Below are 26293 nucleotides of genomic sequence, written 5' to 3'. Positions count from 1 at the left end.
AAGGCCGCCTTGGGCGGCCTTTTTCTTTGGGCCATGATCTTATTGCATGCTTAAGATGTAAATAATAATGCCGACATCGGAAATCGTGCGGTCGGCAGGCGCGCCTGTGCTTTTATCGCCACAGCTGAAATTTATTTAAGATGTTGATTTTAAATGGATGTGTGGTTTTCCGGCCTTGGGAAGGGGGCCGGCGACCGCCGCCAATCTCTTTGGTAGCGCCCGCTGCGGCAGCTTAGGGGCGCGCGCCGCGACCGGCGAGCGCACTACTAAGGGGGGAAGGAGATGAAACGCAGCTATCTGGCGGTTGCCGCGGCGGGTATGGGCTTGGGCATGGGCGCTTGGGCGGAGGAGGCCGTCCCGCTGGAGCGGGTGACGGTGACCGGCTCCAATATCAAGCGCATCGGCAAGGAAAAGGCTCTGGCGGTCGAGGTGATCAAGAAAGAGGATATCGACAAGACCGGCGCGTCCACCGTGATCCAGTTGCTGGACCGGCTGCCGTCGGTGGGCAGCTTGCTGGCCGGCACCAACTCCAACAGCTTTGCCGCCGGTGCGGCCACCGCCGGCCTGCGCGGCATGAGCTCCAAGTATGTGCTGGTATTGCTGAACGGCCGTCGCTTGCCCAATTACGCGATGTTCATCAGCGGCACCGACGCTTTCGTCGATCTGAACACCTTGCCGCTGTCGGTGATCGAATCGGTGGAGATTCTGCGGGACGGCGCATCGGCCATTTACGGTTCTGACGCGGTGGCTGGCGTGATCAACTTCAAGACCCGGCGCAACTTCCGGGGCGCCGAGGCGACCTTGCGCGGCGGCGGCAATCTGGATGGAGACGGCATCGAGCATGGGCTGAATCTGAGCGGCGGCTTCGGCGATCTGGAACAGGACGGGCAGAACCTGCTGCTGTCTTTCGACGTCTACCACCGCGAGCCGGTGTTCAGCCGCAACCACGACGCCACCCGCAGCAATGATTATCGTTTTCAGGGCGGGCCGGATCTGCGCAGCGGCGCGCAATGGGGCTATTGGAACGACCGCACGCCCAACGCCGACAGAAGCAATGCGCTGGCCAAGCCCTTGCCCGGCTGCCCGCCGTGGAGGCTGACCACCCGGCCCAGCGGAGCTGCGTTGTGCGTGTCCGATGTCGACGAGCTGGGCACGCAGCTGTCGCCGCGCACCAGCCGTTACGGCTTGACGGCCCATTACACCCGGCGTTTGAGCGGCGACGCGGAGTTCTTCGCCGAACTGGGGCTGAACCGCACCGAGACGCCGCTGGATGGCGGCTATTCCTTCGTCCAGACCATAGTCGGCCCGGGCTGGGCGGTGTATCCGCGGGACGGCGGCCTGGCCTCGGTCTACCCGGATTTCAAGCCCACCGACAATCTGCAGATCACCCGCAATCTGTCGGAGAGCGGCCGGCGGCTCAACGAGATCACCAGCGACACGTATCGCGCGGTGCTGGGCGGACGCGCCTTGTGGCGCGACTGGGACTTGGAGAGCTCGTTGAACCTGGGCTTGAACAAGGTGGAGGCGAGGCAGAACAATGTGGTGTTGAACGACGCTTTCCTCGCCATGTTGCGGAACGGCACCGACGGCGGGCCGCTCTATAACCCGTTCTCGCAGCATAACGACGCCGCCGCGCTGCGGCCGTATCTGGCCACCATCGCCAACACGTCCTCGTCGCGTTTGTCGGCGTTTGAATTCAAGGCCAGCAATGAGGAGTGGTTCAGGTTGCCGGCCGGCCCCGCCGGCTTCGCCGCCGGTCTGCAGTGGTCGCATGAGTCGATAGACGCGCAGCCGGACCCGCTGCTGCAAACCGGCAAGATCATGAATTTCGCCGTCCAGCAGAGTCTGCGGGCCAGCCGCTCGGTGCTGTCCGCTTTCAGCGAAGTCAATTTGCCGGTGTTGAAGAATCTGGAGGTCCAGCTGGCGCTGCGCGCCGATCGCTACAACGATTTCGGCGACACCTTCAACCCCAAGCTGGCTTTTTCCTTCCGCCCCTGGGAGCCGGCGATGCTGCGGGGCTCCGTCACCACCGGTTTCAAGGCGCCGACGCTGCCTCAGCTGTACGCGTCGCGCCAGGCCTACACTTCGGTGTACGACTACGCGCAGTGCGCCGACCGCGGCATCGCCCGCGAACGCTGCGGCCTGGCCAGCAATCAGCTGCGCAGCGGCGGCAACCCGGGGCTGAATCCGGAGGAGTCGCGGAACTACGCGCTGGGCCTGGTGCTGCAGCCGACTCCGGCGCTGTCGGCCACCGTGGATTGGTACCGGATCGAGGTGTCCAACACCGTGCAGTCGCTGGACCCGCAATACGTGCTGGACAATCCGGATCGTTTTCCCGGCTTCGTGGCGCGCAAGCCCGCCGATCTTCCCGGCGTAAGGGGGGACATCGACTACATTTCCGCGCCGTACATGAATATTGGCAAGACCCGGACTTCCGGCGTCGACATTGATGTGCAGTACGACTGGTCGCTGGGCGCTTACGGCAAGCTCAAGTTCCGCAACGCGCAAAGCCGCATCTTCAGCTACCGGGAATCGCAGACCGAGACCGATCCGATGCTGGAGTACGCCGACTACGGCGCGCAGCCGCGCTGGAAAAACGTCTTTGAAGTGAGTTACAGCCGGGGCAGCTATTCTTTGGGGCTGACGGCGCGCAGCTACGCGTCTTTCAAGAACCTGTACTCCCAGCTGTACCGCAATGCCGGGGACGTGAAGGAGAGGGTGGGGTCCTACACCGCGCTGGATATCAATTTCGGCCTGAAGCCGAGCAAGGGCTTCAGCGTCAGTGGCGGCATACGCAATCTGGGTAACCGGATGCCCAGTTACGCCACCGGCGCCGGCTTCAGCGGCGGGGCGGCCGCTTACTCCGGCCCCGCCACCGATCTATGGGGGAGGATGTTGTACCTGTCCGGCCGTTACGTATTCTAGGAGGGCGCATAGGCCGCGGGCATGGCGAAGCGAGGCCGTCGGAGCGAGGTTAGCGCAGGTGCTGCGGCGTCAAGGTATCGGGGGCGGGGCTGACCGCGTTGCGGCCTGAGCGTTTGGCGATGTAGAGCGCGCTATCGGCGTCTTCATAGAAAGTGCGGCCGTTGTCATCCGTTTCCGGTACCCGGGCGGCGACGCCAATGCTGCAAGTGACTTTGCGTAGGGGGCTCTTCAAATGAGGCAGCTCCAGCTCTTCCAGTCGTGCGCGGAAGCCTTCCGCTGCGGCCACCGCTTGGTCCTGGCCGCATTCTTCCAGCAGCACGCCGAATTCTTCTCCGCCCAGCCGCGCCACGATGTGGCGACGGGTGCTGAAGTAGGCGTTCAGCTCTTGCGCCAGCCGTTGCAGGATCAGATCGCCGGCGTAATGGCCGTAGTGGTCGTTGTAACCTTTGAAGTTGTCCACGTCCAGGATCAAGAGCGCCAGGGTTTTTCCGGCGGCGCGGTGTTTGTCCAGCGTCGGCGCCAGGATCTCGTCGAAGTGCCGGCGGTTGTAAAGTCCGGTGAGGCCGTCGGTGTTGGCTTGCAACAAAAGCTTGGATTGCCGCGACACGAAGCGGACGCTGCCGGCCAGCCACAGCAGGATGGCGGTGGTGACGCCGCTCCAGAAAACCGAAGCCAGCGTCAGCAGCAAGACGCTGAGCACCAGCACGCCACAGGAGGCCAGCAGATAGGCCGGCAGAATGCCTTGGCGGTGTTTGTAGCGGCAGAGCAGCAGGTCTAGCAGCAAGATGGCCAGCGCGTTGATAAGGGCCTTCCATCCCAGAGGTAGTGGCACGGGGGTGTTGTCCTGCTGTAAGCCGTAGAGCAGGAAGGCGTTGATTTCCACACCCGGCATGCCGCGGTTGTTGGCCGACAGAGGCGTGGCGTGGATGTCGCCCAGGCCGGTGGCGGTGGCGCCCACCAGGACGATCTTGCCGGCAAAGAAGGACGGTGGCAGTTGATTGAGCGCGTCGATATAGGATACCTGCTGGAATGGCGGGGAGCCTGTCAGATAAGGCACCATTACAGGGTCTTCGCGCAGCCAGCTGTCAGGATTGCCGTGAGGCAGCCCCAGCTTTTGCTGGTCGGATTGGCGTCGGCCATGAGCCAGGTCCAGTACGGCCTGCGCGAAATTGGGGTGATGAGGCGAGCCCAGTCCCGCTTTCAGGTAGACGCGGCGTATAACGCCGTCGCTGTCCAGCTCGTAGTCGGTGTGGCCCAGGCCGGCGCTGGCGGCGGCGATGCCTGGCAAGGGGCGGGTTTCGGTCAGACGGTTGCCCTGCATTTCGGGAAACACCGGACTGATGACTTTACCGTTGCGGCGAATGGCATCGGCCAGCGCTTGATCCGACTCCGGCATATTGTGCGAGGGCTCAGCCAAGACGATGTCCAAGCCCACGGCTTTAGCCTGCGCCAGCTTGTCCACCAGTTGGGCGTGATACTCGCGCGGCCAAGGCCAGCGCCCCAGTTCAGACAGGCTGCGCTCGTCCACCGCGACGACGACGATGTCGCTGGTCTGGTTATGGTTGGACTTGAGCCGGATCAGCCCGTCGTACAGCCAGAAGTCCAGCCGCAGCAGAAGACCGGAGAGGGTCAGCAGAGCCGCCAGCAGGGCCAGCAAAAAAGGCAACAAGCGCAGAACCTTGTCGCGATAGTGAGTTAGCATGTTGCCATTCTAGGGAAGTTTTCCGGGGAGAGTGAGCATTTCTTGCTCCTCAGTCGCCAAGTAACCGTGTTCACCTTCCACCTTGACAGTCGCTTTGTATTGCCCGGCAGGCAAGGCTTCCAGCGCTTTCAGCTCCCATTGTGGGCGATCGCTGCTCAGAGAGAACGGGGGCGTGTTTGCGTTTGCGGCTTGGGCCTGGGTCAGCGTCAGCGTGTAGCGCGCGCGCGCGACGGGATAGGGGCGGGCCGCCAGTACCGGCGTGGTGTTGTCCAGGCGGCTAAGCCACCCCTTGGATTCCACTTTTTGCGCGGCGGAGAAAGGTCCCGGTTGGCCGTGTGAGTCCAGTCGCGCCAGCCGCCAGTACCAGATGCCGGACTCAGGCAATTCGGCTTTAAACTCGGCCTCGGTCAAGGTCTGTTCCAGCAGCGGCTGGGCGAAATCAGGTTGGCGCGAAATCTGCAGCCGCAGCGGCCGTTCCGGGCTGGCGTCCACCCGCAGGGGTAGGGATTTGCCCCGCAGCTGCGCGCCGTCCGCGCGCGTGAACAGCAGCGGCGGAAGCGGGTAGGCTTGCAGCTTGAAGCTGCGCGTGCTGTCGTAGCCTTCCAGGCCGGAGCGGTTCTTGGCTCGGACTTTCAGTACGTAATCGCCGTTGCCCGGTAGGCGCGGATAGTAGCGAGGGGTTTGCAACTGGCGCTCGGCCAAGCGTTTCTTGCCGCTCAGCGTGACGCGATAGGACATTGCGCGCTCGTCGCGCTGCCACTCCAGCGGCGGCGGGTTGAATTGGCTGTTTTCCGCCACGGTGGATAGGTCGGGCGGAGGCGGCAGCTCCTCTGGCTGGCTGGGGCCGTTTTTGCGGCTGGACAGAGTGCCGAAGCCGGCGGGCACGTCCACCTTGCTGCGACGGCCTTTGACTTCCACGCTGCCTTTGAGTACTTCCGCCAAGGTATCTTCGCCGCCGGAGGCGTTAACCCGGAATTCGGTGCCGCGCACGGTGGTCACCGCCGATGGGGTGCGGATCTCGTAGCGGCTAGGCATCAGTATGTTGGGAATCACCGAATTGCCAGTGCTGCCGTTGTTCAACTTGATCTGAGACTGGATTGCCCCGGTGCTGGGATAGTAGACCTGGGTTTGCAGGCTTAAATCCGTGTTGGCGTTGATCACCAGCGAAGAGCCGTCGACGAAGCGCAGTTTGATCATTGCGTCGTTTCCGGTCGTGAAGCGGGTGCCTTTGGGGTATTTTTTGCCCACCGCCAGTTCCAACAGTTTACCCTTGGCGTCGACAGCAGCCGACTCTCCGGACATTTCTTCCAGCGTGGCGTCGGATTGCGCTTGCTTGATCCACGGGTAGGGGACCCGCAAGGTGCTGCCGGGGATCAGCCGATAAGGATTGGCGATGCGATTTCTGGCTTGCAGCTTCGGCACATAAGCGGGAGACGACAAATGCTCGGCCGCCAGCGACCACAGATTGTCGCCGTTTTTGACCGTATATTCCCAGATAGCCTTGTCGGCGGGATCGCCTGCCAAAGCCAGCGTGCTGGCGAAGCAGCCAGTCGCCAGGATTAAATTGCGCATAGTTGAATCTCTTTATATGGAATGCAGAAAGTCAACCAAAAGTATCACCGTAGCCTAGACGCATTGCAAGCTGATAAGCAATAGAATGGTAGTTGTTTGTCCTAAATTGGGAGATAAGCGAATGCTTGCTTGAAATATGCGACGCAAAATGCAAAAAAGCAGCCTAAAGGCTGCTTCTTCGCAATGCTTGGCGGAGTGGACGGGACTCGAACCCGCGACCCCCGGCGTGACAGGCCGGTATTCTAACCAACTGAACTACCACTCCAGCAATTTGGTGGGCGGTACTGGACTCGAACCAGCGACCCCTGCCGTGTGAAGGCAGTGCTCTACCAACTGAGACTAACCGCCCGAAACTGTTGCACCGTTTCCGGGTACTGCTATGCAATGCTGTTGGCGGAGTGGACGGGACTCGAACCCGCGACCCCCGGCGTGACAGGCCGGTATTCTAACCAACTGAACTACCACTCCAACCGTAAAACCTTGGTGGGCGTTGACGGAGTCGAACCGCCGACATTCTGCTTGTAAGGCAGACGCTCTACCAACTGAGCTAAACGCCCGAATCCGGGTACTGCTTCAATGCTGTTGGCGGAGTGGACGGGACTCGAACCCGCGACCCCCGGCGTGACAGGCCGGTATTCTAACCAACTGAACTACCACTCCAACCGTAAAACCTTGGTGGGCGTTGACGGAGTCGAACCGCCGACATTCTGCTTGTAAGGCAGACGCTCTACCAACTGAGCTAAACGCCCGAATCCGGGTACTGCTTCAATGCTGTTGGCGGAGTGGACGGGACTCGAACCCGCGACCCCCGGCGTGACAGGCCGGTATTCTAACCAACTGAACTACCACTCCAACCGTAAAACCTTGGTGGGCGTTGACGGAGTCGAACCGCCGACATTCTGCTTGTAAGGCAGACGCTCTACCAACTGAGCTAAACGCCCTGAATCCTTTTCGCTGCTGCGTTTGCGTTTCAGCGAGGAGGCGAATTAAAACACAGGGTTTAAGCTTGCGCAAGTGGTCTGTCAGCAAATTTTTGCAAGCAACGGTAATTTCGAATAAAAGCTCCAAAATTTAATGTTTTTGTCAGACAGAAAGGTGACGCCGACTTTGTCGCTAAGGTATCATGCCGCCATTAGCTATTTATCGGATGACGTTAAGAATGAAGCCGACCTTTCTCGATTTTGAGCAGCCTATTGCCGAGCTCGAGAACAAAATAGAAGAACTTCGCTATGTTCAGGACGATTCGGTGCTGGATATCTCCGAGGAGATCGCGCGCTTGCAGAAGAAGAGTCAGGACTTGACCAAGACGCTCTACGCCAAGCTGACGCCGTCTCAAATTGCCATGGTGGCGCGCCATCCGCAGCGCCCTTACGCGCTCGACTATATAGAGAGTATTTTCACCGACTTCGAAGAGCTGCACGGCGACCGCGCGTTTGCCGATGATGCCGCGATCGTGGGCGGTCTGGCTCGTTTCAACGGCCAGTCGGTAATGGTGATCGGCCAGCAGAAAGGCCGGGACACCAAGGAAAAGATCCGCCGCAATTTCGGCATGCCTCACCCGGAAGGCTATCGAAAGGCCCTGCGCCTGATGAAGCTGGCCGAGAAGTTCGGCATCCCGGTAATCACCTTGGTGGACACTACCGGCGCGTGGCCCGGCATTGGCGCGGAAGAGCGCGGCCAATCCGAAGCCATTGGCCGCAACCTCTATGAAATGACCCGCTTGCGCGTGCCCGTCATCGTCACGGTGATAGGCGAGGGCGGTTCGGGCGGCGCTTTGGCCATCGCGGTGGGCGATTGCGTCAACATGCTGCAATACGCTACTTATTCGGTGATTTCGCCTGAAGGCTGCGCTTCTATCTTGTGGAAGACCGCCGAACGCGCGTCCGACGCCGCGGAGGCTCTGGGCATTACCGCGCCGCGTTTGAAGACCTTGGGTTTGATCGATCGTGTGGTCAACGAGCCGGTGGGCGGCGCGCATCGCGATCACGCTCAAATGATGGCGACGCTGAAGCGAGTGCTGCAGGAAGAGTTGAAAGACTTGACCAGCAAGCCGATCGACGAGTTGCTGAAAACCCGTTTCGACAGATTGATGAGTTATGGCCGCTTCAAGGAAGCCGCAGCCTGACCCGCTTGAATCACTGTTAAGCCATTGGCCGGACGAATTGTCCGGCCAATGTGCTTTTGAGGTGGGTTTGAGCGGAGGCCTGGATTCAGTGGCGCTGCTGGCCTTGCTCTGCCGCGCGCGCGCGCGCCGTCCCGAGTTGGAGATCCGCGCGGTGCACGTGCACCATGGTTTGAGTCCAAACGCAGACGCCTGGGCCGAACATTGTCGCGTCTTGTGCGCGACATTGGACGCGCCTTTGCGGGTGGAGCGGGTGAGTGTGGTCTTGAGCGGCGGCGATAGCCTGGAGGCGGTGGCCCGCGAGGCCCGCTATCAAGCGTACCGGCGCTCCGCCGCCGGCGTGGTGGTCTTGGCGCATCATCTGGACGACCAGGCGGAAACCGTGCTGCTGCAATTGCTGCGCGGCGGCGGCGCGCGCGCCTTGGCGGCGATGCCGGCCTTGCGCAAGCTGGAGGCGGAGGGCCCCTGGTTGTGGCGGCCCTTGCTGGGCTTGCGCAGGCGGCAGCTGGAGGACTTTGTCCGGGCTCAGGGCTTGAGCTGGGTTGAGGACGAGAGCAATCGGGACGAGCGCTGGCGGCGTAATTTTCTACGCCAGCGTTTGCTGCCGCAACTGGAGGCGGCGGTTCCGGATTATCGTCGTCATCTGACGCGCTCGGCCGGCTTGCTGTCGGACGCCGCCGCGGTGTTGGACGAGGTGGCGGCGCAGGATCTGGTCGTTTGTCGCAATGACGGTGGTCTGGATTTGATTCGCTGGCGCGCTTTGTCCGCGGCTAGGCAGCGCCAGACGCTCTTGGCCTGGTTGCGCGGTTTGGGTTGGCCGGCCCCGGAGCCGGATGCGCTGGCGGAGTTTCAGCGCCAGGCGCTGGAGGCCGGCGCCGGCAGTTGTCCGCGGCTTAGTCTGGCGCGGGGCTTGCTGTACCGTTACCGCGATGGACTGTTCGCCTTGTCGGCGCTGCCGGCTCCGGGAGCCGTGGCGCTTGGACCGGTGGACCCGGCGACGGAGCGCGTGTCGGCGGAGTGGGGCGGGGCGCTGAGTTGGGATTGGCGGCCGCGCGGCCTGTCGGCGGACACATTGGCGCGAGGCTTGATCCTGAGGCCGCGCGAGGGCGGCGAGCGCTTGGCGTCAGGAGTTGGGCGCAAGCCTGTGAAGAGTTTTTTGCAGGAGGCCGGCATTGCGCCGCCCTTGCGCGAGCGCTGGCCGCTGCTGTGCGACGCCGACGGGCGCGTGCTGGCGCTGCCCGGCGTGGCGGTGGATTCTGAATTAGCCACCGAGCCGGGCTGGTGGCCGCAGTGGCGGCCGCTGCCGACGGCGCCGCGCTGATGCGAAAAACGCCTGCCGATTAGGCGGGCGTTTTGCATTTGCAATGTCTTGTCCCTCGACGCGGACCAGACTTTGAACAGGTTTTTAGGCGGCGCTCAGCGGCAGGCTGACGATGCCCTCATCGTCCAGCCGCAGATAGCCGCCCTGATCGCCATGCCAATCCTGGATCACCCAGCGCTCGGACTCTCCATGCCGGTGGGTTGCAGGGCGGTGGGTGTGGCCGTGGATCAGCGTTGGCCAGTCGTGCTCGGCCAGCAGCGCTTCGACGGCGTCGGCGGCGACGTCCGAAATCTCAGTCAGCCCGTTTTGCCGTTTGGCCATTTCGCTTTGCTGACGCGCTTGGCGAGCGATCGCGTGGCGCTCGGCCAGCGGCCGAGCCAGCATCGCCTGCTGCCACTGAGGGTTGCGGCTGACGGCCCGAAATTGCTGGTAGGCGATGTCGCCGGTGCACAGCGCGTCGCCGTGGCTGAGCAGGCAGCGACGGCCATGGGTTTCAATCAAGGTGGGATCGTTCAGCAGCCGCGCGCCGCTGCGTTGACAGAAGCCCTCGCCCAGCAGGAAGTCGCGGTTGCCATGCATCACATACAGCGGCGTGATGGCGGCGAAGGCGCGCATCGCGGCCAGCGGCGTTTCCAGAAACGGCGAATCGTCGTCGTCGCCCACCCAGTATTCGAACAGATCGCCCAGGATGTAGAGCGCGTCGATCCGGCCTTGCCAGGCTTGCAGCGTGTCCAGAAACAAGCGGTTCAGCGCCGGAGTGTCGTCCGCCAGGTGCAGGTCGGAAATGAAGTGAATGGCCATGTCGCGTGCGGATGAGTTGAAGCCCGGCCGGCCGGGCGGGGAGCGCCGCGCGTTGCGCGGCGTCTGCTAATCAAATGATTTCGGCTTTCTCGATCACCACGGCTTCGGCCGGCACGTCCTGATGCGGGCCGCTGCGACCGGTGCGCACCGCCTTGATGCTGTCCACCACGTCCTGGCCTTCCACAACCTGTCCAAACACGGCGTAGCCCCAGCCTTGGGCGCTTTCCGATTTGAAATCCAGGAAGTCGTTGTCGGACACGTTAATGAAGAACTGGGCGGATGCCGAGTGCGGGTCCATGGTGCGGGCCATGGCCACGGTGTAGGTCTTGTTGGACAGGCCGTTGTTGGCCTCGTTCTCGATTGGCGCGTTGGTCGGCTTTTGCGACATGTCGGCGGTGAAGCCGCCGCCCTGGATCATGAAGCCGTTGATCACGCGATGGAAGATGGTGCCGTCGTAATGGCCGCTCTTTACGTACTCTTCAAAGTTGGCGGCGGTTTTCGGGGCTTTGTCGGCGAACAGTTCCAGTACGATGGCGCCGAAGTTGGTGGTCAGTTTGATCATGGTGTTTCCTTGATGACGGGCAGGGCGGGTAGCGGCCTGCCGGTATGAAATAGGTGGCAGAAAAGCTTAAGGCTTGATGGTGACTTTCTGGATCACGATGGGCTCGAACGGCACGTCGCCCATGCCGTTCATGCTGCCGGTGCGGGTCTTGGCGATGCGGTTGACCACGTCCATGCCGCGGGTCACCTTGCCGAACACGGCATAGCCGGCGCCTTGGGGCGTCGGGGATTTATAGTCGAGGAAGTCGTTGTTGGCCACGTTGATGAAGAACTGGGCGGTGGCGGAATTCGGGTCCGCGGTGCGGGCCATGGCGATGGTGCCGATGCCGTTCTTCAGACCGTTGCTCGCCTCGTTGGCGATGGCGGCGCGGGTGGGCTTTTGATTCAGCTTGGTGTCGAAGCCACCGCCCTGGATCATGAAGCCGTCGATCACGCGGTGGAACACGGTGCCGTTGTAGTGGCCGGCCTTGGCGTAGGCGACGAAGTTTTCCACGGTCTTGGGCGCTTTGACCGAGTCCAGCGCAATCTCGATATTGCCCTTGTTTGTGATCATTTCCACTGTCGGCGAGGCCAGGGCCACGGCGGGCAGCGCGCTCAACGCCAGCATGCTCAGCATTCGTTTCATGGTTGCTTTATTCAACAGGGTTATGAGGAGCCGCCAATATTAGCACAGCCTTTTGATTCAGCGCATGGCGCGGTCTGCTTATGCTTTTTGCGTGGTGTGGGCTTCTTGTTTTTTTAAAAAATAGTATTTAGACTCCACCCCCTAAAAATTGTGTGATCGCTATCTATTTAAATAGCATAATTTCCGCGCGTAAGCCCGGTTTCCATAACAAAGGCGGCAGCCGCCGCCGGGGTAGATATAAAAAAATGAAAGCATTCGCACCTTCCTCCGTTCGCCTTATTCCCGCGCTGGTGGCCGGCCTTCTGGCGGCCGCGCCGCTGGCTCACGCAGCCGGCTTCCAATTGTCCGAGCAGAGCGTTGCAGGCCTGGGCCGCGCCCACGCCGGCGCCGGCATGGTGGGCGACGATTTGTCCGCCGTATTCTACAACCCGGCCGGCATGACCCTGATTGAAGGCACCCAGGTGCAGGGTGGTTTCACTTACGCCGAAATCGACGCGCCGTTCGAAGGCAAGGGCGGTTTCCCGGCCGCGCGCCAGGGCAGCGACAACGGCCGCGCCAAGGCCGAGGTGATCCCCAACGCCTATCTGGTGCATCAGTTGAACGACCGCGCGCGCCTGGGCCTGGGCATCACCGTGCCCTTCGGCCTCGGCGCCAGCTATGACGATAACTGGGTGGGCCGCAACCACGGCATTTCCAGTTCCATCATGACCGTGGACTTCAACCCGTCCTTCGCTTACAAGTTGGACGACAAGTGGAGCTTCGGCGCCGGCGTGTCGGCTCAATACGCCAAGGCCGATCTGAAGCAGGGTGCCTTCTTCCCGGACGCCACCGGCGAGATCGACGCCGACAGCTGGGCCTACGGCTACAATCTGGGCCTGATGTACGCGTTCAACCAGGACAACCGCGTCGGCCTGTCCTATCGCTCCAAGCTGCACCACAAGGCGCGCGGCGATTACACCGCGAGCGGTTTCAACCGTCTTGGCATTCCTGGCTTTACGAATGTGGATGGCGTGCATGCCGGCGCCGCCGACGTGACCACGCCGGAATCGCTGCTGCTGTCCGGCTTCAGCCGTCTGAACAGCAAGTGGGCCTTGAGCGCCACCGCGCGCTGGACCAACTGGAGCCGCTTCGACCAACTGGTGATCAAGGGCAACCCGAAAGCCGAGACCGTCATCGACAACAACTGGAAGGCCAGCTGGCTGTTCTCGGTGGGCGCCGACTACAATTACAACGATCAGCTGACCCTGCGCAGCGGCGTCGGTTATGAAACCAGCCCGGTGCGCAACTCCAGCTACCGCAACCCGCTGATTCCGGACACCGATCGCGTCTGGCTGAGCCTGGGCGCCAGCTACAAGGCCAGCAAGCAGCTGACCGTGGACGCCGGCTACACCTATCTGATGGGCGTCGGCGATCGCGAGATCAATCACACCGCCAAGAGCCCGTTGGGCAACGGCGACACGCTGCAAGGTTCTTACAGCTCCATCCGCGGCCACCTGCTGGGCGTGCAGATGCAGTACAAGTTCTGATCCAGGAAAGCCCGACTTTCCCGCCGCCGCCGGCTTCGCCCGCGGCGGTTTTTTCATGTCCGGGGGTGCGGTTTGCTCAACGGCAGGCTAGAGTAGGGCGCTGTGCTTCATGGAGCGTCTCTCCTCATGTCCGTTGCATCTTCCCCATGGCTGCGGCTGAGCCCGCTGGCCGGCCTGCTGCCCTATCTGCGTCCGTACCGGCTGCGCGCCTGGATGGCCTTGCTGGCCCTGATCGTCGCCGCCGCCGCCACCTTGTTGCTGCCGGTGGCTTTTCGCTTTCTGATCGACCACGGCTTCAGCCAGCGCGCGGCTGCGGATATCAACCGCTATTTCCTTGGTCTGTTTGGCGTGGCGACGGTGTTGGCGCTGGCCACCGCGCTGCGTTTTTATTGCGTGTCTTGGCTGGGCGAGCGGGTCACCGCCGACATCCGTCGAGCGGTGTACCAACATGTGATCCGGGTTAGCCCGGAATACTTTGAAGTCACCCAGACCGGCGAGGTGTTGTCCCGGCTGACCACCGACACCACTCTGGTGCAGACGGTGATCGGCACCAGCCTGTCCATGGGTTTGCGCAACGCCTTGCTGATGTTGGGCGGCCTGGCCATGTTGATGGCCACCAGCCCCAGCCTGACCGCTTACATACTGGTGACGCTCTTGCTGGTGGTCTTGCCCATCGTGGTCTTCGGGCGCAGGGTGCGGACCTTGTCCCGTTCCAGTCAGGACCGCATCGCGGATTCCAGCGCCATCGCCGGTGAAACCCTGAATGCGATTCCGACGGTGCAGGCTTTCAATCAGCAGGTGCGGGAAAGTCAGCGCTTCGGGGAATCGGTGGAAACCAGCTTCGACGCCGCGCTGGCGCGAATCCGCGCCCGCTCCTGGCTGACCGTGGCGGTGATTCTCCTGATCTTCGGCGCCATTGTTTTCGTTCTATGGCTGGGCGCGCACGCAGTGCTGGAGGGCACGATGAGCGCCGGCCAGCTGGGGCAATTCATCTTGTACGCGGTGGTCACCGCCGGCGCCATCGGCGCGCTGGCGGAAGTGTGGGGGGATATGCAGCGGGCGGCCGGCGCCACCGAGCGGCTGATGGAACTGTTGTCCCTGCGTTCGCCGGTGACGGAGCCGGCCGCGCCGCGGGCTCTGCCGCCCGGGCCCGCCGGCCTGGAGCTGCGCGATGTCGATTTCGCCTACCCGTCCCGCCCTGGTCAGCCTTCGCTCAGCGGCGTCCGGCTTAGCGTACGCCCCGGCGAGCATGTGGCGCTGGTGGGCCCGTCCGGCGCGGGCAAGTCCACCTTGTTTCAGCTCTTGCTGCGGTTTTACGATCCTCAGCAGGGACAGGTATTGCTGGGTGGCGTGGATGTGCGCGAACTGTCGTTTGCCGATTTGCGCGGTCATGTGGGCGTGGTGTTGCAGGATTCGGTGATTTTCGGCGCCAGCGCCTTGGAGAACATCCGCTACGGCAAACCGGAGGCCAGCGATGAGGAAGTGCGGGCCGCGGCCCGCGCTGCCGCCGCGGACGGCTTCATCGAAAAGCTGCCGCAGGGCTACGACACCTATCTGGGCGAACGCGGTGTGCGTTTGTCCGGCGGACAGCGCCAGCGCATCGCCATCGCCCGCGCCATTCTGAAGAATCCGCCTTTGTTGCTGCTGGATGAAGCCACCAGCGCCTTGGACGCTGAGTCGGAGCAACTGGTGCAACAGGCGCTGGAGCGGGCCGCGCAAAACCGCACCACCCTGGTGATCGCTCACCGGCTGGCCACGGTCAAGCAGGCGGACCGCATCGTGGTGCTGGACCAGGGCCGCATCGTGGCGGAGGGCAACCATCAGAGCCTGTTGGCCGGCTCTCCCTTGTACGCGCGGCTGGCGGCTTTGCAGTTCGCCGCCTGCGGCGATGCTTGAGAGCCGGTTCAAAGTTTGCTGCGCTGCGGCGATACGGCGTTGAAAGCCCACTCAAAACGCTCATGCGCACAAAAGGTGGGACCTGTCCGCGTTTTCGCTAGCGGGCATCGAGGCGGGCGGTGGTACACTGCCGGCCTCGCAAAGAATCAAAAGGATGATCATCTTGTCTGCCCACACTCCGGAAGCCCAAACCGCCCTGAACCCTACGCCGCTGCTGGCGCAAATATTGGCTGCTCACGGCTTGCCTTGTCAGGAAGCTAAGGGCTGGTTGTTGCCGCACGGCCAGTTGCCGGCTATCGGCGCTCATTGGACGCCGGGGGAGAACAATGGTCGGCTGGATGTCCATGTGCTGTTGGACAACGATATCCGCATGATGGAAAGCTTCGCGGGTCTGGGCGCTGGACAGGAAGGGCTGAACGACGCTCTGGAAAACTTCAGCGCCAACGTGCTGCACGTGCTGTTGGCCGGCCTATGGGGCATCGCCGACGAGGCCCAGGTCACTGAACGACGCTGGGAAATCGCCGGCCGAGAATATATGGCCTACATTGGCAACTTCGGTTTGCGCGGCGCCGCCGAGCGGCTGGAGCAGTCTTTGTTCGAGGCGCTGTTCCGCCAGGCAACCACCGCGCTGCGAGCGGAAACGCTGGGGGGCGACGCGCATTGGTCCCGGCTGTTCTTCTGCAATCTGAACGGCGAGTTCGTCTCCGAGGCGCTGTTGGACAATCAGCGCTGGGAAGCGGGCCTGAGCCTGTTGGGCGCGCTGCCGTGGCCGACGGCACAGGGTTATTACAGCCTGCGCCATTTCATGCTGCTGCGGGCGGTGTGAGGCGGCTGCGGAGTGCAGATCGTGAACACGTTCTCAGGCGCGGTAGCCATCCGGGTCTATGCCGTGCTTGGCGAACTTGTTGTACAGCGTCTTGCGTGGAATGCCCAGCAGTTCGGCCGCCTGCATCACTTGGCCCTGGGTGCGCAGCAGCGCCTGTTCGATCAATTGTTTCTCGTAGGCGTCCACCCTCGCGTCCAGCGCGCTGGGCGCGTAGGCCGCCGGTTCGCCGCCGTCCGGCGCCACGCCCAGCACATAGCGTTCCGCCGCGTTGCGCAGCTCGCGCACATTGCCCGGCCAAGTCTGTGCTTGTAGGCGCCCCAATAAGGCCGGCGGCGTGTCTGGCGCCGGGCGGTCGAAGCGCGCCGCCGCCTGCTCCACAAACCACTGGAACAAATCCGGAATGTCCTCGCGCCGCTCACGCAGCGGCGGCAGCCGCAGCGACACCACGTTGAGCCGGTAGTAAAGGTCTTCGCGGAAGCGCCGTTCCCGGCTGGCCAGGGCCAGATCGTCCTTGGTGGCGGCCACCACCCGGCAGTCCACCGGGATCAGGCTGTTGGAGCCCAGCCTTTCCACCACACGCTGTTGCAGCACCCGCAAGAGTTTCGCTTGCAGGGCCAGCGGCATGCCTTCGATTTCGTCGAGGAAGAGGGTGCCGCCGCTGGCGTACTCTATCTTGCCGATGCGGCGCTTGAGCGCGCCGGTGAAGGCCCCGGCCTCGTGGCCGAAAATCTCGCTCTCGAAAATGGATTCCGGCAGGCCGGCGCAGTTCAGCGGCACGAAATGACGCTCGCGGCGGCGGCTCCAGGCGTGCAGCGCCTGCGCCACCATTTCTTTGCCGGTGCCGGTTTCGCCGTGAATCAGCACATCGGCGTCGGTGTCGGCGATATTGGCCAGCGTTTCGCGCAGCGCCTGCATTGCCGGGCTGCGGCCTATCAATACCGGCCCGCTGCTGCGCGCCAGGCTGGCGCGCAGTTCGCGGTTTTCCAGCGTTAGCCGGCGTTTGTCCAGCGCGCGCTGCACCGTCTCGGTCAAGCGGCCCGGCGCATAGGGCTTCTCGATGAAGTCGTAGGCGCCGGCGCGGGTGGCCGACACCGCCATTGCGATGTCGCCGTGGCCGGTGACCAGGATGACCGGCAGTTCCCGGTCCAGGCTCAGCGCCTGCTCCATCAGTTCCAGGCCGCTGAGTCCCGGCAGGCGGACATCGCTGAGCAGCACCGCGCGCTCGTCCCGCCTTAGCGCGGCCAGCGCGCTTTCGGCATCGGCGAAGGATTGCACCGGCAGGCCGGCCAACTCCAGCGATTGCAGCGTGGCCATGCGCACGGCCGGGTCGTCTTCAACATAAATCACGCCCACGGGGGCGCTGAGGGTGGGCGTCATGGCGTGGACTCGCAAGGCCAGTTGATGATGAAGCAGGCGCCGCCTTCCGGATGGTTGCCGGCTTCGATGCGTCCGCCGGACTGCTCGACGATCTCCTGCACGATGGCCAGCCCCAGTCCCAGGCCCTGGCCGCGCGGCTTGGTGCTGTAGAAGGGCTCGAACAGGTGAGGCAAATCGGCGTCGGCGATGCCGGGGCCGTGGTCGCGCAGACGGAATTCCAGCATGCCCGCTTTATGCAGCAGGCTGATCTCCAGCCGGCCTTGCGGCTGGGGCCGCATCGCGTCTATGGCGTTGCCCAGCAGATTGGTGAACACCTGTTCCAGGCCGATGGCGTCGCAGGCGATGTCAGGGCAGCGCGGAGGAAGGTCCAGCTCCAGCGCGACCCGGGCTTCGCGCAGCGCCGGCTGCAGCAGCGTTAGCGTGTCTTGCAGCGCGGAGAGCGGATTGGTCTGGCCCAGCGGGCCGCGGTGGCGGCGGGCAAAGGTTTTCAGATCCCGGGTGATGTGGGCGATGCGCTCCACGAGTTGGGAAATCTGACCCAGATTATCGCTGGCGGCGTCCGAGCGGCCGCGTTGCAGCAGGGTCACCGCGTTGTCGGCGAAGGCGCGCAGCGCCGCCAGAGGCTGGTTGATCTCATGCGCCACCCCTGCCGCCATCTGGCCCAGCGCGGCCAGCTTGCTGGCTTCGGCCAGCTGGCCGCGGGTAATGCGCAGGCTGTTTTCGGTCTGGATGCGCTCGCGGATCTCCGCCGACAGCTGCGTGTTGCTCAGCGCCAGGTCGCGGGTTCGCTCCGCCACCTTGCGCTCCAACTGGTCGTGCGCTTGTTGCAGGGCCTGTTGCGCCGCCAGTTGCTCGCGCAGCCGGCGCAGCCTCAGCCGCCAGTAGTGCCACAGCGTCAGCAGGCCCAGTCCGCTGGCCAGCAGCGTGCTCATGATGGCCAGCAGGGTGAGGTTGCGGCCGTGCATGTCCACCAGCAAGGTCAGTGTCCAGCCGGTTTGCGGCAAGGTCTGGCGGATTTGAAGGTAGCGGCCCGCCAGCAGTTTGCGTTCGCTGTCCGGCGCCAGCCAGGCCTGCTGACGCCAGCCTGTGTGGGGTTGCAGCAGCGCGAAGGGATGCAGTTTGGCGCCCAGGTATTGACGAGTGGCGTCAATCTGGCGACGGACTGTCGGCGGCAGCAGTTGCAAGGTGGCGAATTTCCAGTCCGGATTGGCGCTGAGAAAGGCCACGCCGTGCCGGTCGCTGACCAGCACCGGCTCGGCGCCTTTGCGCCAGGCTTCTTCCAGCGGCGCCAAGCTGACTTTGACCACCGCCACGCCCACGACACGGCGGCCGGACAACACCGGCCAGGACAGGAAATAACCTGGCTCGCGGCTGGTGCTGCCTATGCCGTAAAAACTGCCGGACTGGCCGGCCAGCGCTTGTTGGAAATAGGGGCGGAAGGCGTAGCTGTTGCCGACGAAGCTGTACGGCGACATCCAGTTGCTGGACGCCAGCGCGATGCCGTCCACGTTGACGATGAACAGCGCCGAGGTGCGCGACTGCCGGTTCACTTGCTCCAGATAGCGGTTCAGCGCCTCCACCCGCCGCGGGTTGCGCGGGTCCGCCAGCAGGTTGAGGATGTCCTGGTTCAGCGCCAGCACATAGGGCAGGTAGCGGTACTGCTCCAGCGTGGCGCCTAGATTGGCGGCGTGCATCTCCGCCCGATGCCGGCCCTCGCGCTCCGCTTCGGTCAACAGCATGCGGCTGGCCAAGACCCAGCCGCCGCCCAGCGCCAAGGCCAGCAAGACGAGGGAAGGCAGGCTTTTCAGCAGGAAACGCAACGCGCGTGCGAGCATGGCGGCGGATCGGGAATCGGCGATGCCTCAGTCTACCGCAGCTTGCAGTTCCGCGGCTTCATGGCGTGAATGTTCCTCCATCACCAGCCGGGTCAGTTCCCGCTTCAGGTCGTTGAAACCCGGCGCGCTGGGGTCGCGCGGGCGCGGCAGCTCCACCCGCACGTCGCGCTTGATGGTGCCGGGGCGGTAGGTCATCACCACCACCCGGTCCGCCAGATAGATGGATTCCTCGATGCTGTGGGTGACGAAGATGATGGTCTTGCCGCTTTCCTGCCAGATGCGCAGCAACTCGTCCTGCAAGGAACGCCGCGTCAGCGCGTCCAGCGCGCCGAAGGGTTCGTCCATCAGCATCACCGGCGAATCCAGCGCCAACACCCGCGCGATGGCCACCCGCTGGCGCATGCCGCCGGACAGGTCCTTGGGGAAGCGGTGACGGAAATCGCGCAGGTGCAGCTTGTCCAGCAGCGGCTCCACGGCGGCGCGAATCTCGGCCGGACCGCGCTTCTGGATTTCCAGGCCAAAGCCGATGTTCTGTTCCACCGTCATCCACGGGAACAGCGCGTATTCCTGGAATACCATGCCGCGGTCCGGTCCCGGCGCGGCGACGCGTTGGCCGGCCACCAGGATCTCGCCGCCGCTGGGCGGCGCGAAGCCGGCGATGGCATTGAGCAAGGTGGATTTGCCGCAGCCGGAGGGGCCCAGCAGGCAGACGAACTCGCCGGGCTGGATGTCCAGCTGGATGTCCCGCAGGGCGATCACGTCGCCGCCCGGCGTCTTGAATACTTTTTGCACCTGTTGCACTTCGATCTGGGCGCTCATGCCTTCATCCTTCCATGCCGCGCAGCGCGGCGGTGTGTTTGGCGCCGCTAACAAAACCGAGCAGCGAACCTGGGCCAAGGCGCGCCGACGCAGGTCGTACCAGTGGTACGACAAGGAGGCGCAACGCAGGGTCAGGGGTGTTGTTAGCGGTTCTTAGAACGTGTTTACGATCCCGCGAGCTAGGGCGAGGCAAGGCGAAAACGAGCGAAAAAGCGGAATGTACGAGTGGTACATGAGCATTTTGAACTCGTTTTCAACGCCGTATCGCCGACGCGCAGCAGATCGTAAACAGGTTCTTATTGGTCGATGCCGCGATGCCACTTGAGCAAGCGGTTGTTCAAGCCCTGCATCAGCATGTCGATCAACAGCCCGAGAATGCCAATCGTGACCATGCCGGCGATGACCTTGTCGGTCCAGAAATACTCGCGCGCTTCCATGATGCGGTAGCCGACGCCGCTGTTCACGGCGATCATCTCCGCCACGATCACCACGATGAAGGCGGTGCCCATGCCCACGCGCGCGCCGGTGAAGATGAAGGGCGTGGCCGCAGGCAGGATCACCCGGCGGAACAGGGTGGCGCGGCTGGCGCCCAGGTTGCGCGCGGCGCGGATATAGATGCCGTCCACATTGCGCACGCCGGAGATGGTGTTCATCAGGATGGGGAAGAAAGCCCCGATAGTGATGAGGAACACCGCCGGCGGGTTGCCCAGGCCAAACCACAGAATGGACAGCGGGGTCCAGGCGATGGGCGGAATCGGCCGCAGGAACTGGATCAAGGGGTTGAACGCCCGGTACACCGGGTCGCTGACGCCCATGAACAGCCCCAGCAGCAAGCCCAGGCCGCCGCCCAGCGCGAAGCCCAGCACCACACGCCACAGGCTGGCCGCCACGTCGTGGATCAGTTCGCCGGACAGCAGCCAGGACAAGTAGGCGCCGGACGAGGGGTCGTAGGCTTCCAGCGGCTGCCAGTAAGCCAGCCACTTCTGCAACACCGCCAGCGGCGAGGGCAGGATTTGCGGGTTGATCCAACCCAGGCTGGAACTGGCCTGCCAGATCAACACGATGGCGATGGGCACCGCCAGGCTGGACCAGGCTTGGCCCAGCCGGGAAAACACAGTCTGCTGCATGATTGCTCCCGCCGCCGTCAATTAACCTTGAGGTCCTGCTTGGCCTTGCTCAGCAAGTCCAGTTTCACCCAGTCCGCCGCTTTGGGCGGCTTGACCATCTTGCCGATGCCGTACTGCTGCATCATGTCGGTGGTGGTCTGGATGTGGGCCACGCTCAGATCGTAGCTGTACGGGGAGTTGGAAATGGCGTCTTGGAAGTCGTCGGCGCTGATCTGGTTCTTGAACATGTTCTCACGCACGTATTTTTCCGCCAGCTTGGGATTTTTGATGAAGGTGTTGGTGGCCTCCACGAAACATTTGATCAGGCGCTCCGCCACGCCGCGGCGTTCCTTGTACATCTTCTCCGTCATCACCAGGGTGCGAATGGGCTCGCCCAGCGGGGTGTCGTAGGGCTTTAGCACTTCCACGCCGAAACCCTTGTTGATGGCCTGGGACGATTGCGGCTCGGACTGGCTCATCGCGTCGATCTGCTTGCCCATCAAAGCCTGGTTCAGGTCGGCGAAAGGCATGTAAATCACCTGCACATCCTTGCCCGACTTGTCGGACCAGCTAAGCTTGTACTTGGCCAGCTCCGCCGCCAGCAGCAACTCCTGCGCGCCGCCGCGCGCCACGCCCACCTTCTTGCCCTTCAGGTCCTTGACGCTCTTGATGCCGCTGTCTTTGGCCGCCACGATGCGCGCGCCGCCCTTGGCGAAGCCGGCCACCGCGAAAATCGGCGCGCCGCCGGCGCGGCCGGCCACCGCCGCGTCCGCCGCGCTGGCGGCGACGTCCACTTCGCCGGCCACGATGGCGGGCATGATGTCGATGCCTTTGGCGAACATGCGTTCTTCAATCTTCAGGTCGTATTTGGGCGCGATTTCCTTCATGTAGCTGATGGCGCCGTAATGGGCGAACTTGAGGTTGCCCAGTCTCACCACGTCGGCGGCGAGGGCGGGCAGCGAGAGGCCGCCGCCCAGGGCGGCGAGACAGAGCCAGGTTCGGATGCGTTGCATGGTGTTTCTCCTTTGTGGATAGGGGCCGGGCGGGGCGCGGCGACCTTTTATTTATACGACGTTTGCATTTTTTGGCGCGGCGATGCGGTGCGCTGCTTTGTAGTGGTTCTTATTAGGCAAAGCGCGTGCCAGGATGTTTTTTGCTCAAGCTGTTGATTTTAATGGATTGTGTTGGCGGGGCGTGGCCGGATTCGGCCTGTGCCGGCCTTGCTTGTGCCAAAACCGGCTCAGGGCTTGCCGGAGAAAAAATGCAGTTATTCAATATCTGTCGGCTGTTTTCTCATCGACCGGTGCAGTGTTTCCTCCCTAAGCTGGATGCGGTCGATGTAGCCGAAGATATCGATAGGGAGGATCAGCACTTGTTCGATCAGGGCGAAGAAACCGGCCCAGTAACCCTGCTCGGGGCCTTCCACCGAGAAGTCGACATCGCCTGCGATGCGCGCCAGCAGCATGTGTCTTGGGACATCGGGATTGTCCTGCACGTATTGGATGAAGTGGCCGGCGTATTCGCGCCCCAGCAGATAGGCCTGGCGATAGTCGTCGGCTGGCGGCACTTGCCAGCAATGCACGCGCGGACAGCCCGGCAAACGCGCGGCGAAGGGCAGCTCCTGATAGGGAACCGGTTTGAGGTTGGGGCGGTAATGGCGACGGCTTGGGTATTTGACGGACATGCGCGCTCTCCTGTTGATTCAAGGCTGCCGGCGAGGCGGCAGGCTCATGGCAGGCGCATGGCAGGATTGGAGTTCCGGCGCCACGGACCGGCGGGTGCGAGCACCCTCCCACCATGGCCTGCCCGTTGTAGGCATGACGGATGGTGCAAGGGCACGGACCAAGCGTTTGCGGCGCTGGGTCCGAGGTGGCGGGGCCAGACTCCAATCTGGGCGCTGCCGGTTAGGGCGGCGCGTTTGCGATTGTGCCTAGCGGGGATGAGGGGGTCAAGGCGGCGGCATCGGCCGCCAACGGCGCAAAGTCGCATCCCCCGGTCAGGTCCGAGCCGTGATCCGGCGCTCTAGGCGTAAAACCTCGATTGTCCTTGCCAGGCGCTGGCGACGAAGTCTTGCACATGGTCCAGGAATTTGTCGTGGCGGCCCAGGCGGCTGTCGTCGGCCTGGCGGTTTGCCGGCAGCAGGTAAAGCTGGCCGACGTGACGCACGGGCAGCAGGCCGTCCAACGCCGGCACTGGATCGCCCTGAACGCAGTAATGACGGATATGGGCAGAGGCCGCGCGCGCTTGCTCCAGATCGTTGCCGTGGCGCGTCAGCAGTTCGTTTTGCAGGCCGCGGCCGAACTGGGCGCTGCTGAAGCATTCTGCGTGGACGGGACGTTGCGGAGTGGACAATTTCATCGCCGCGTAGGCGGCCATGCCGCCGCCCAGAGAATGACCGCCGGTGCTGACGATGTAGTCGGGTTCGCCGCCGCGCATCAGCGGCAGGCCGGCGGCCAGCGTTTGCAACTTGGCGGTGAGTTGGGCGGCTTGGGCGTAGCAGGCGGGGCGGCCGCCGAAAGCGGCGTTGCCGATGTTGGCGCGCCATTGCCGCGCCACGCTGGCCAGGTTTTTCAGGTTGCGTTGAGCCAAGCCGCCCACGCCGCGGCCGCTGGTGGTGCCGCCGAAAACCAGGCGGATTTCTCCCGCCGCCTTGTTGCGGAACACATAGGCCACCATGCCGCTTTCCGGGTCCATCAAGCGCGCCTGCTGTGGTTGAAACTCCAGCTTGCCGCCCTTGGCCAGCAGGCGCGCCAGTTCTGCGTCCGGGCTCCACTGGGTGGCGCGCAGGCTGTCCAGGTCCCGGCTATAGGGGAAGTTGGCAAGCAGCGCGCTGTCCTTGAGCCTTTGACGGGCGGCTTCAGGGTTGAGGTCTTCCAGCGGCTGCTGCACGCAGAGGCCGTCCAGCGGATTGACGCGCGGCGCGGTGCGCGAGGAGGCGGGGGCGTCCGCGCGGTTTTCCGTTTGCTTGAGCCGCGCCGACATCGCGTTTGGCGCGACGCTGGAGCGGGCGGGTTCGTCCGCCGCCGTCGTTTGGGGGATGGCGGCGCGGGAAGTTTGAATGAGCATGATGGGTAGACGCGAGTGAAGGTTGATCGCCGCATGCTAATGGGACGCGGACGGCGTGCCTTGCAGATTTTACTCAGCCGGCGGTTACGGTTCCGTGATAATGGCGAGCGGGGAGCGAATGAGTTTGTATGGGAAGGATTAAAGAGATGGAAATGGAGACGGAGCGTTTATTGCTGCGCCAATGGCGGGACGAGGATCTGGCGCCCTTCGCCGCCATGGGGCGGGATCCTGAGGTGATGCGTTATTTCCCGGCGCTGTTGAGCGAGGAAGAGAGCGCGGACGGCATGGAGCGCCAACGCGGGCTGATAGCGGCGCGCGGCTGGGGATTTTGGGCGCTGGAGGAGAAAGCGTCCGGCGACTTTGTCGGTTTCGTCGGGTTGGCGGTGCCGAGCGCGGAACTGCCGTGCATGCCCTGCGTGGAGGCGGGCTGGCGCCTGCGGCGAGCATCCTGGGGCCGGGGCTACGCCACCGAGGCGGCGCGCCGGGCGCTGGCTTTGGGTTTCGAGATCTTGGGGCTGGACGAAATCGTGTCCTTCACCGCCTTGCCCAATCTGCCGTCGCAAGGCGTGATGCGGAGGCTGGGCATGCGCGATAGCGGCCGGGACTTCGATCATCCCGCCTTGGAGGCCGGGCATCCGCTGCGGCGACACTGTCTGTATCTTTTGTCGGAAGCGGAGTGGCGCGCCGCGGCGCCCGAGGTTTGAGGTTGAGGGAGAAGCGATGGCCGCCGCGAGGCGGCTTTTTTATTGCCTTCGGCATGAGGTGAGGGCTGGCTTTATGCTTGATGAGCGATTTTTGCAATTCACTGGGGAACCTTGAGCTTAGGCTCTAATCTATTAGAATTTCATTGTTCTCTTATTTTTTGCGGACGGGTGGCAGCCCGGCTCGCGCCTGATGTTTCCGCCTCTGCAACAGCGTGGCTCGGATACGCGGCACGCGTATTTTCGATGCGGTTTTCACGGCCGTATCGCCGACGCGCGGCAGATCGTAAACCGGCTCTGAAAGAACGACATGTATCCCTCCTGTTTCTAACCCTCATTGGAGTCCGTGATGACCCAAACCTCAGTTCGGCGTTCGCGCTGGCTATGCGGCCTGGCAGCCGCCGGCTTGCTGCTGACGCCGCCGGCGATGGCCGAAACCTTTGTGCCCGACACGCTGTTGAAGTCGGTGCTGTACCACAAGACCAAGAACCATGGCCAAGCCGATCTCGGCGGCGACAAGATCGCCGGGGCGTTTCTGAAAACGCCGGGCTCGGTTTATTCCGAACTCAATCCCCAGCCGCCCATCATCAATTCCATAGAGTGGAATAACGCGCTCAGCGATTTCAACCGCTACCACCGCGTCAATCTGACGCTGGACGATTCGGTGAAACTGTTCGCCAGCGAGATGGGCCTGAACAAAGCCTTGCCGGGCACGGACGTGGACCTCAATCGTCGTCGCGCCGGCTACCGCCAGGACGAGGACAGGCTGGTGCTGGCCAATGCCTTCAAGGCCGGGGTGGACGGAGACATTTTCTACAAGAGCCTGGATGTGTTCGGCTATGGCTACAGCACCATCGCCGCCAAGTTCGCGGTGGCGGCTCAGTTGCTGCGCGACGCGACGCAGAAAGTGCCGGCTGCCAAGCAGTTGCAGAACGGCATTCGCAAGGAGGTGCTGGACCGCTACCTGAGCAGCGCCACCACTGGCGTGAACAGCCTGTCCGAATACGACAAGCATTACTTGATGAACTTGCTGCACAACGAGGTGCGGCGCACCCGCTTCAACTCCGCCGGTTTCAAAAGCGGTCAGTTTCAGCCCGCCGCCCAGTTCCGCGTGGCGCGGCTGGCGGCGGCCTACCAGGACCGCAAGGGCTATCTGTTTGATTTCCCCTGCGCCAAGGACGGCAAGAATCTCTACCCGGAGAGCAGCGGCAAGCTGTGCTACGCCAATATGACCGACCAGAAGCTGAGCGGCTGGTATCGCCAGCTTTATCAGCAGCAAATGAAGCCGCATCCGCCGTCCGAGCAGGAGAGCAGCGGCTTCCAACGCCTGGCCAAACTGCTGTTGCCGATTGCCCTGCTGATGGAAGGCATGGCGGCGGCGGAGTTTTTCTCCACCTTGGAAGCGTCCGAGCTGGGGGCCGAGGCGGCCTTGACCGAAGAAGAAGTCGCGGCCACGGAGTCCGGCTATCTCAGCCGCTTCTGCCGGATTTGAGCATGATGTTCGAACAATGC

The 26293-nt window shown here is 63.3% G+C and carries 20 protein-coding genes and 8 tRNA genes; 8 read left to right on the top strand and 20 right to left on the bottom strand.

Going from position 1 to position 26293, the window contains the following annotated elements; translation table 11 throughout:
• Positions 1 to 282 precede the first annotated feature (282 nt).
• Complete coding sequence (locus MOV80_RS08015) at positions 283 to 2925, top strand: TonB-dependent receptor (protein ID WP_118268030.1); 2643 nt, start codon at positions 283 to 285, stop codon at positions 2923 to 2925.
• 49 nt (positions 2926 to 2974) lie between these two features.
• Here the strand turns inward: MOV80_RS08015 and MOV80_RS08010 are convergent, their stop codons facing one another.
• The 10 genes from MOV80_RS08010 to MOV80_RS07965 all read right to left on the bottom strand — a co-directional run bounded on the left by MOV80_RS08010 (position 2975) and on the right by MOV80_RS07965 (position 7140).
• Positions 2975 to 4627: a CHASE2 domain-containing protein gene (locus MOV80_RS08010; protein WP_019101666.1), complete on the bottom strand. Its 1653-nt coding sequence runs from the start codon at positions 4625 to 4627 to the stop codon at positions 2975 to 2977.
• Positions 4628 to 4636: 9 nt separating this feature from the next.
• Positions 4637 to 6199, bottom strand: coding sequence for a FecR domain-containing protein (locus tag MOV80_RS08005; RefSeq protein ID WP_118268028.1), 1563 nt, complete (start codon positions 6197 to 6199; stop codon positions 4637 to 4639).
• A 188-nt stretch (positions 6200 to 6387) separates the two neighbouring features.
• Positions 6388 to 6464, bottom strand: a tRNA-Asp gene (locus MOV80_RS08000).
• 7 nt (positions 6465 to 6471) lie between these two features.
• Positions 6472 to 6548, bottom strand: a tRNA-Val gene (locus tag MOV80_RS07995).
• Positions 6549 to 6590: 42 nt separating this feature from the next.
• Positions 6591 to 6667, bottom strand: a tRNA-Asp gene (locus MOV80_RS07990).
• Between the two features lie 13 nt (positions 6668 to 6680).
• A tRNA-Val gene (locus tag MOV80_RS07985) sits at positions 6681 to 6756 on the bottom strand.
• A 26-nt stretch (positions 6757 to 6782) separates the two neighbouring features.
• Positions 6783 to 6859: transfer RNA gene (locus MOV80_RS07980), tRNA-Asp, on the bottom strand.
• A gap of 13 nt (positions 6860 to 6872) precedes the next feature.
• Positions 6873 to 6948, bottom strand: a tRNA-Val gene (locus MOV80_RS07975).
• A 26-nt stretch (positions 6949 to 6974) separates the two neighbouring features.
• Positions 6975 to 7051 (bottom strand) — tRNA-Asp (locus MOV80_RS07970).
• Between the two features lie 13 nt (positions 7052 to 7064).
• A tRNA-Val gene (locus MOV80_RS07965) sits at positions 7065 to 7140 on the bottom strand.
• Between the two features lie 218 nt (positions 7141 to 7358).
• On the opposite strand from MOV80_RS07965, the gene MOV80_RS07960 reads away from it, so the two are divergent.
• Together MOV80_RS07960 and tilS are read left to right on the top strand one after the other, a co-directional pair.
• Positions 7359 to 8324, top strand: a complete 966-nt coding sequence (locus MOV80_RS07960; protein WP_019101652.1) for an acetyl-CoA carboxylase carboxyltransferase subunit alpha — start codon at positions 7359 to 7361, stop codon at positions 8322 to 8324.
• Positions 8325 to 8385: 61 nt separating this feature from the next.
• Complete coding sequence (gene tilS / locus MOV80_RS07955) at positions 8386 to 9642, top strand: tRNA lysidine(34) synthetase TilS (protein ID WP_232060403.1); 1257 nt, start codon at positions 8386 to 8388, stop codon at positions 9640 to 9642.
• A gap of 84 nt (positions 9643 to 9726) precedes the next feature.
• Here tilS and MOV80_RS07950 read toward each other — a convergent pair whose 3' ends face one another.
• The 3 genes from MOV80_RS07950 to MOV80_RS07940 form a co-directional block, all read right to left on the bottom strand.
• Positions 9727 to 10443: a UDP-2,3-diacylglucosamine diphosphatase gene (locus MOV80_RS07950; protein WP_019101654.1), complete on the bottom strand. Its 717-nt coding sequence runs from the start codon at positions 10441 to 10443 to the stop codon at positions 9727 to 9729.
• A 70-nt stretch (positions 10444 to 10513) separates the two neighbouring features.
• Positions 10514 to 11005 carry a peptidylprolyl isomerase gene (locus tag MOV80_RS07945; RefSeq protein WP_019101655.1) on the bottom strand — a complete coding sequence of 164 codons (492 nt, stop codon included), beginning with the start codon at positions 11003 to 11005 and terminating at the stop codon, positions 10514 to 10516.
• Positions 11006 to 11071: 66 nt separating this feature from the next.
• Positions 11072 to 11629, bottom strand: a complete 558-nt coding sequence (locus MOV80_RS07940) for a peptidylprolyl isomerase (protein ID WP_039755071.1) — start codon at positions 11627 to 11629, stop codon at positions 11072 to 11074.
• Between the two features lie 245 nt (positions 11630 to 11874).
• Here MOV80_RS07940 and MOV80_RS07935 point away from each other — a divergent pair, with 245 nt between their 5' ends.
• From MOV80_RS07935 to MOV80_RS07925, 3 genes are all read left to right on the top strand, one after another.
• Complete coding sequence (locus tag MOV80_RS07935; RefSeq protein ID WP_019101657.1) at positions 11875 to 13155, top strand: outer membrane protein transport protein; 1281 nt, start codon at positions 11875 to 11877, stop codon at positions 13153 to 13155.
• A gap of 126 nt (positions 13156 to 13281) precedes the next feature.
• On the top strand, positions 13282 to 15051 hold the full coding sequence (locus MOV80_RS07930; protein WP_249604990.1) for an ABC transporter transmembrane domain-containing protein: 1770 nt from the start codon (positions 13282 to 13284) through the stop codon (positions 15049 to 15051).
• Positions 15052 to 15205: 154 nt separating this feature from the next.
• Positions 15206 to 15877: a DUF6348 family protein gene (locus tag MOV80_RS07925; RefSeq protein ID WP_019101659.1), complete on the top strand. Its 672-nt coding sequence runs from the start codon at positions 15206 to 15208 to the stop codon at positions 15875 to 15877.
• Between the two features lie 33 nt (positions 15878 to 15910).
• Here the strand turns inward: MOV80_RS07925 and MOV80_RS07920 are convergent, their stop codons facing one another.
• The 7 genes from MOV80_RS07920 to MOV80_RS07890 all read right to left on the bottom strand — a co-directional run bounded on the left by MOV80_RS07920 (position 15911) and on the right by MOV80_RS07890 (position 24080).
• The gene (locus tag MOV80_RS07920; protein WP_019101660.1) at positions 15911 to 17254 is read right to left on the bottom strand and encodes a sigma-54 dependent transcriptional regulator; all 1344 of its coding nucleotides are present in this window, start codon (positions 17252 to 17254) and stop codon (positions 15911 to 15913) included.
• Positions 17251 to 19089: an ATP-binding protein gene (locus MOV80_RS07915; RefSeq protein WP_249604989.1), complete on the bottom strand. Its 1839-nt coding sequence runs from the start codon at positions 19087 to 19089 to the stop codon at positions 17251 to 17253. Before MOV80_RS07915 ends, MOV80_RS07920 begins: the two co-directional genes overlap by 4 nt.
• 27 nt (positions 19090 to 19116) lie before the next feature.
• Complete coding sequence (locus tag MOV80_RS07910; protein ID WP_043590041.1) at positions 19117 to 19908, bottom strand: ABC transporter ATP-binding protein; 792 nt, start codon at positions 19906 to 19908, stop codon at positions 19117 to 19119.
• A 296-nt stretch (positions 19909 to 20204) separates the two neighbouring features.
• Positions 20205 to 21035, bottom strand: a complete 831-nt coding sequence (locus MOV80_RS07905) for an ABC transporter permease (RefSeq protein WP_019101663.1) — start codon at positions 21033 to 21035, stop codon at positions 20205 to 20207.
• Positions 21036 to 21052: 17 nt separating this feature from the next.
• Entirely contained in the window at positions 21053 to 22027 is a 975-nt protein-coding gene (locus tag MOV80_RS07900; protein ID WP_249604988.1) for an ABC transporter substrate-binding protein, read from the bottom strand.
• Positions 22028 to 22281: 254 nt separating this feature from the next.
• A complete protein-coding gene (locus MOV80_RS07895) occupies positions 22282 to 22698 on the bottom strand; it encodes a hypothetical protein (protein ID WP_019100337.1) in 417 nt (138 codons plus the stop codon).
• 338 nt (positions 22699 to 23036) lie between these two features.
• The gene (locus MOV80_RS07890; protein ID WP_019100338.1) at positions 23037 to 24080 is read right to left on the bottom strand and encodes a hypothetical protein; all 1044 of its coding nucleotides are present in this window, start codon (positions 24078 to 24080) and stop codon (positions 23037 to 23039) included.
• Between the two features lie 146 nt (positions 24081 to 24226).
• Here MOV80_RS07890 and MOV80_RS07885 point away from each other — a divergent pair, with 146 nt between their 5' ends.
• Positions 24227 to 24784 (top strand): GNAT family N-acetyltransferase, encoded by a 558-nt coding sequence (locus MOV80_RS07885; RefSeq protein WP_249604987.1) that lies wholly within the window; start codon positions 24227 to 24229, stop codon positions 24782 to 24784.
• A 346-nt stretch (positions 24785 to 25130) separates the two neighbouring features.
• Positions 25131 to 26273, top strand: a complete 1143-nt coding sequence (locus tag MOV80_RS07880) for a hypothetical protein (protein ID WP_043590039.1) — start codon at positions 25131 to 25133, stop codon at positions 26271 to 26273.
• Positions 26274 to 26293 lie beyond the last annotated feature (20 nt).

The organism is Chromobacterium sp. IRSSSOUMB001 (assembly GCF_023507765.1).
In the GTDB taxonomy this organism is placed as follows: Bacteria; Pseudomonadota; Gammaproteobacteria; order Burkholderiales; family Chromobacteriaceae; genus Chromobacterium; species Chromobacterium haemolyticum.
The sequence above is the reverse complement of the archived record's forward strand: the minus strand, read 5'-3'. Positions and strand labels throughout refer to the sequence as shown.

Coding starts and splice junctions, on each gene's coding strand:
- MOV80_RS08015 (WP_118268030.1), top strand. CDS start 283: ATGAAACGCAGCTATCTGGCGGTTGCCGCGGCGGGTATGGGCTTGGGC.
- MOV80_RS08010 (WP_019101666.1), bottom strand. CDS start 4,627: ATGCTAACTCACTATCGCGACAAGGTTCTGCGCTTGTTGCCTTTTTTG.
- MOV80_RS08005 (WP_118268028.1), bottom strand. CDS start 6,199: ATGCGCAATTTAATCCTGGCGACTGGCTGCTTCGCCAGCACGCTGGCT.
- MOV80_RS07960 (WP_019101652.1), top strand. CDS start 7,359: ATGAAGCCGACCTTTCTCGATTTTGAGCAGCCTATTGCCGAGCTCGAG.
- MOV80_RS07950 (WP_019101654.1), bottom strand. CDS start 10,443: ATGGCCATTCACTTCATTTCCGACCTGCACCTGGCGGACGACACTCCG.
- MOV80_RS07945 (WP_019101655.1), bottom strand. CDS start 11,005: ATGATCAAACTGACCACCAACTTCGGCGCCATCGTACTGGAACTGTTC.
- MOV80_RS07940 (WP_039755071.1), bottom strand. CDS start 11,629: ATGAAACGAATGCTGAGCATGCTGGCGTTGAGCGCGCTGCCCGCCGTG.
- MOV80_RS07935 (WP_019101657.1), top strand. CDS start 11,875: ATGAAAGCATTCGCACCTTCCTCCGTTCGCCTTATTCCCGCGCTGGTG.
- MOV80_RS07930 (WP_249604990.1), top strand. CDS start 13,282: ATGTCCGTTGCATCTTCCCCATGGCTGCGGCTGAGCCCGCTGGCCGGC.
- MOV80_RS07925 (WP_019101659.1), top strand. CDS start 15,206: ATGATCATCTTGTCTGCCCACACTCCGGAAGCCCAAACCGCCCTGAAC.
- MOV80_RS07920 (WP_019101660.1), bottom strand. CDS start 17,254: ATGACGCCCACCCTCAGCGCCCCCGTGGGCGTGATTTATGTTGAAGAC.
- MOV80_RS07915 (WP_249604989.1), bottom strand. CDS start 19,089: ATGCTCGCACGCGCGTTGCGTTTCCTGCTGAAAAGCCTGCCTTCCCTC.
- MOV80_RS07910 (WP_043590041.1), bottom strand. CDS start 19,908: ATGAGCGCCCAGATCGAAGTGCAACAGGTGCAAAAAGTATTCAAGACG.
- MOV80_RS07905 (WP_019101663.1), bottom strand. CDS start 21,035: ATGCAGCAGACTGTGTTTTCCCGGCTGGGCCAAGCCTGGTCCAGCCTG.
- MOV80_RS07900 (WP_249604988.1), bottom strand. CDS start 22,027: ATGCAACGCATCCGAACCTGGCTCTGTCTCGCCGCCCTGGGCGGCGGC.
- MOV80_RS07895 (WP_019100337.1), bottom strand. CDS start 22,698: ATGTCCGTCAAATACCCAAGCCGTCGCCATTACCGCCCCAACCTCAAA.
- MOV80_RS07890 (WP_019100338.1), bottom strand. CDS start 24,080: ATGCTCATTCAAACTTCCCGCGCCGCCATCCCCCAAACGACGGCGGCG.
- MOV80_RS07885 (WP_249604987.1), top strand. CDS start 24,227: ATGGAAATGGAGACGGAGCGTTTATTGCTGCGCCAATGGCGGGACGAG.
- MOV80_RS07880 (WP_043590039.1), top strand. CDS start 25,131: ATGACCCAAACCTCAGTTCGGCGTTCGCGCTGGCTATGCGGCCTGGCA.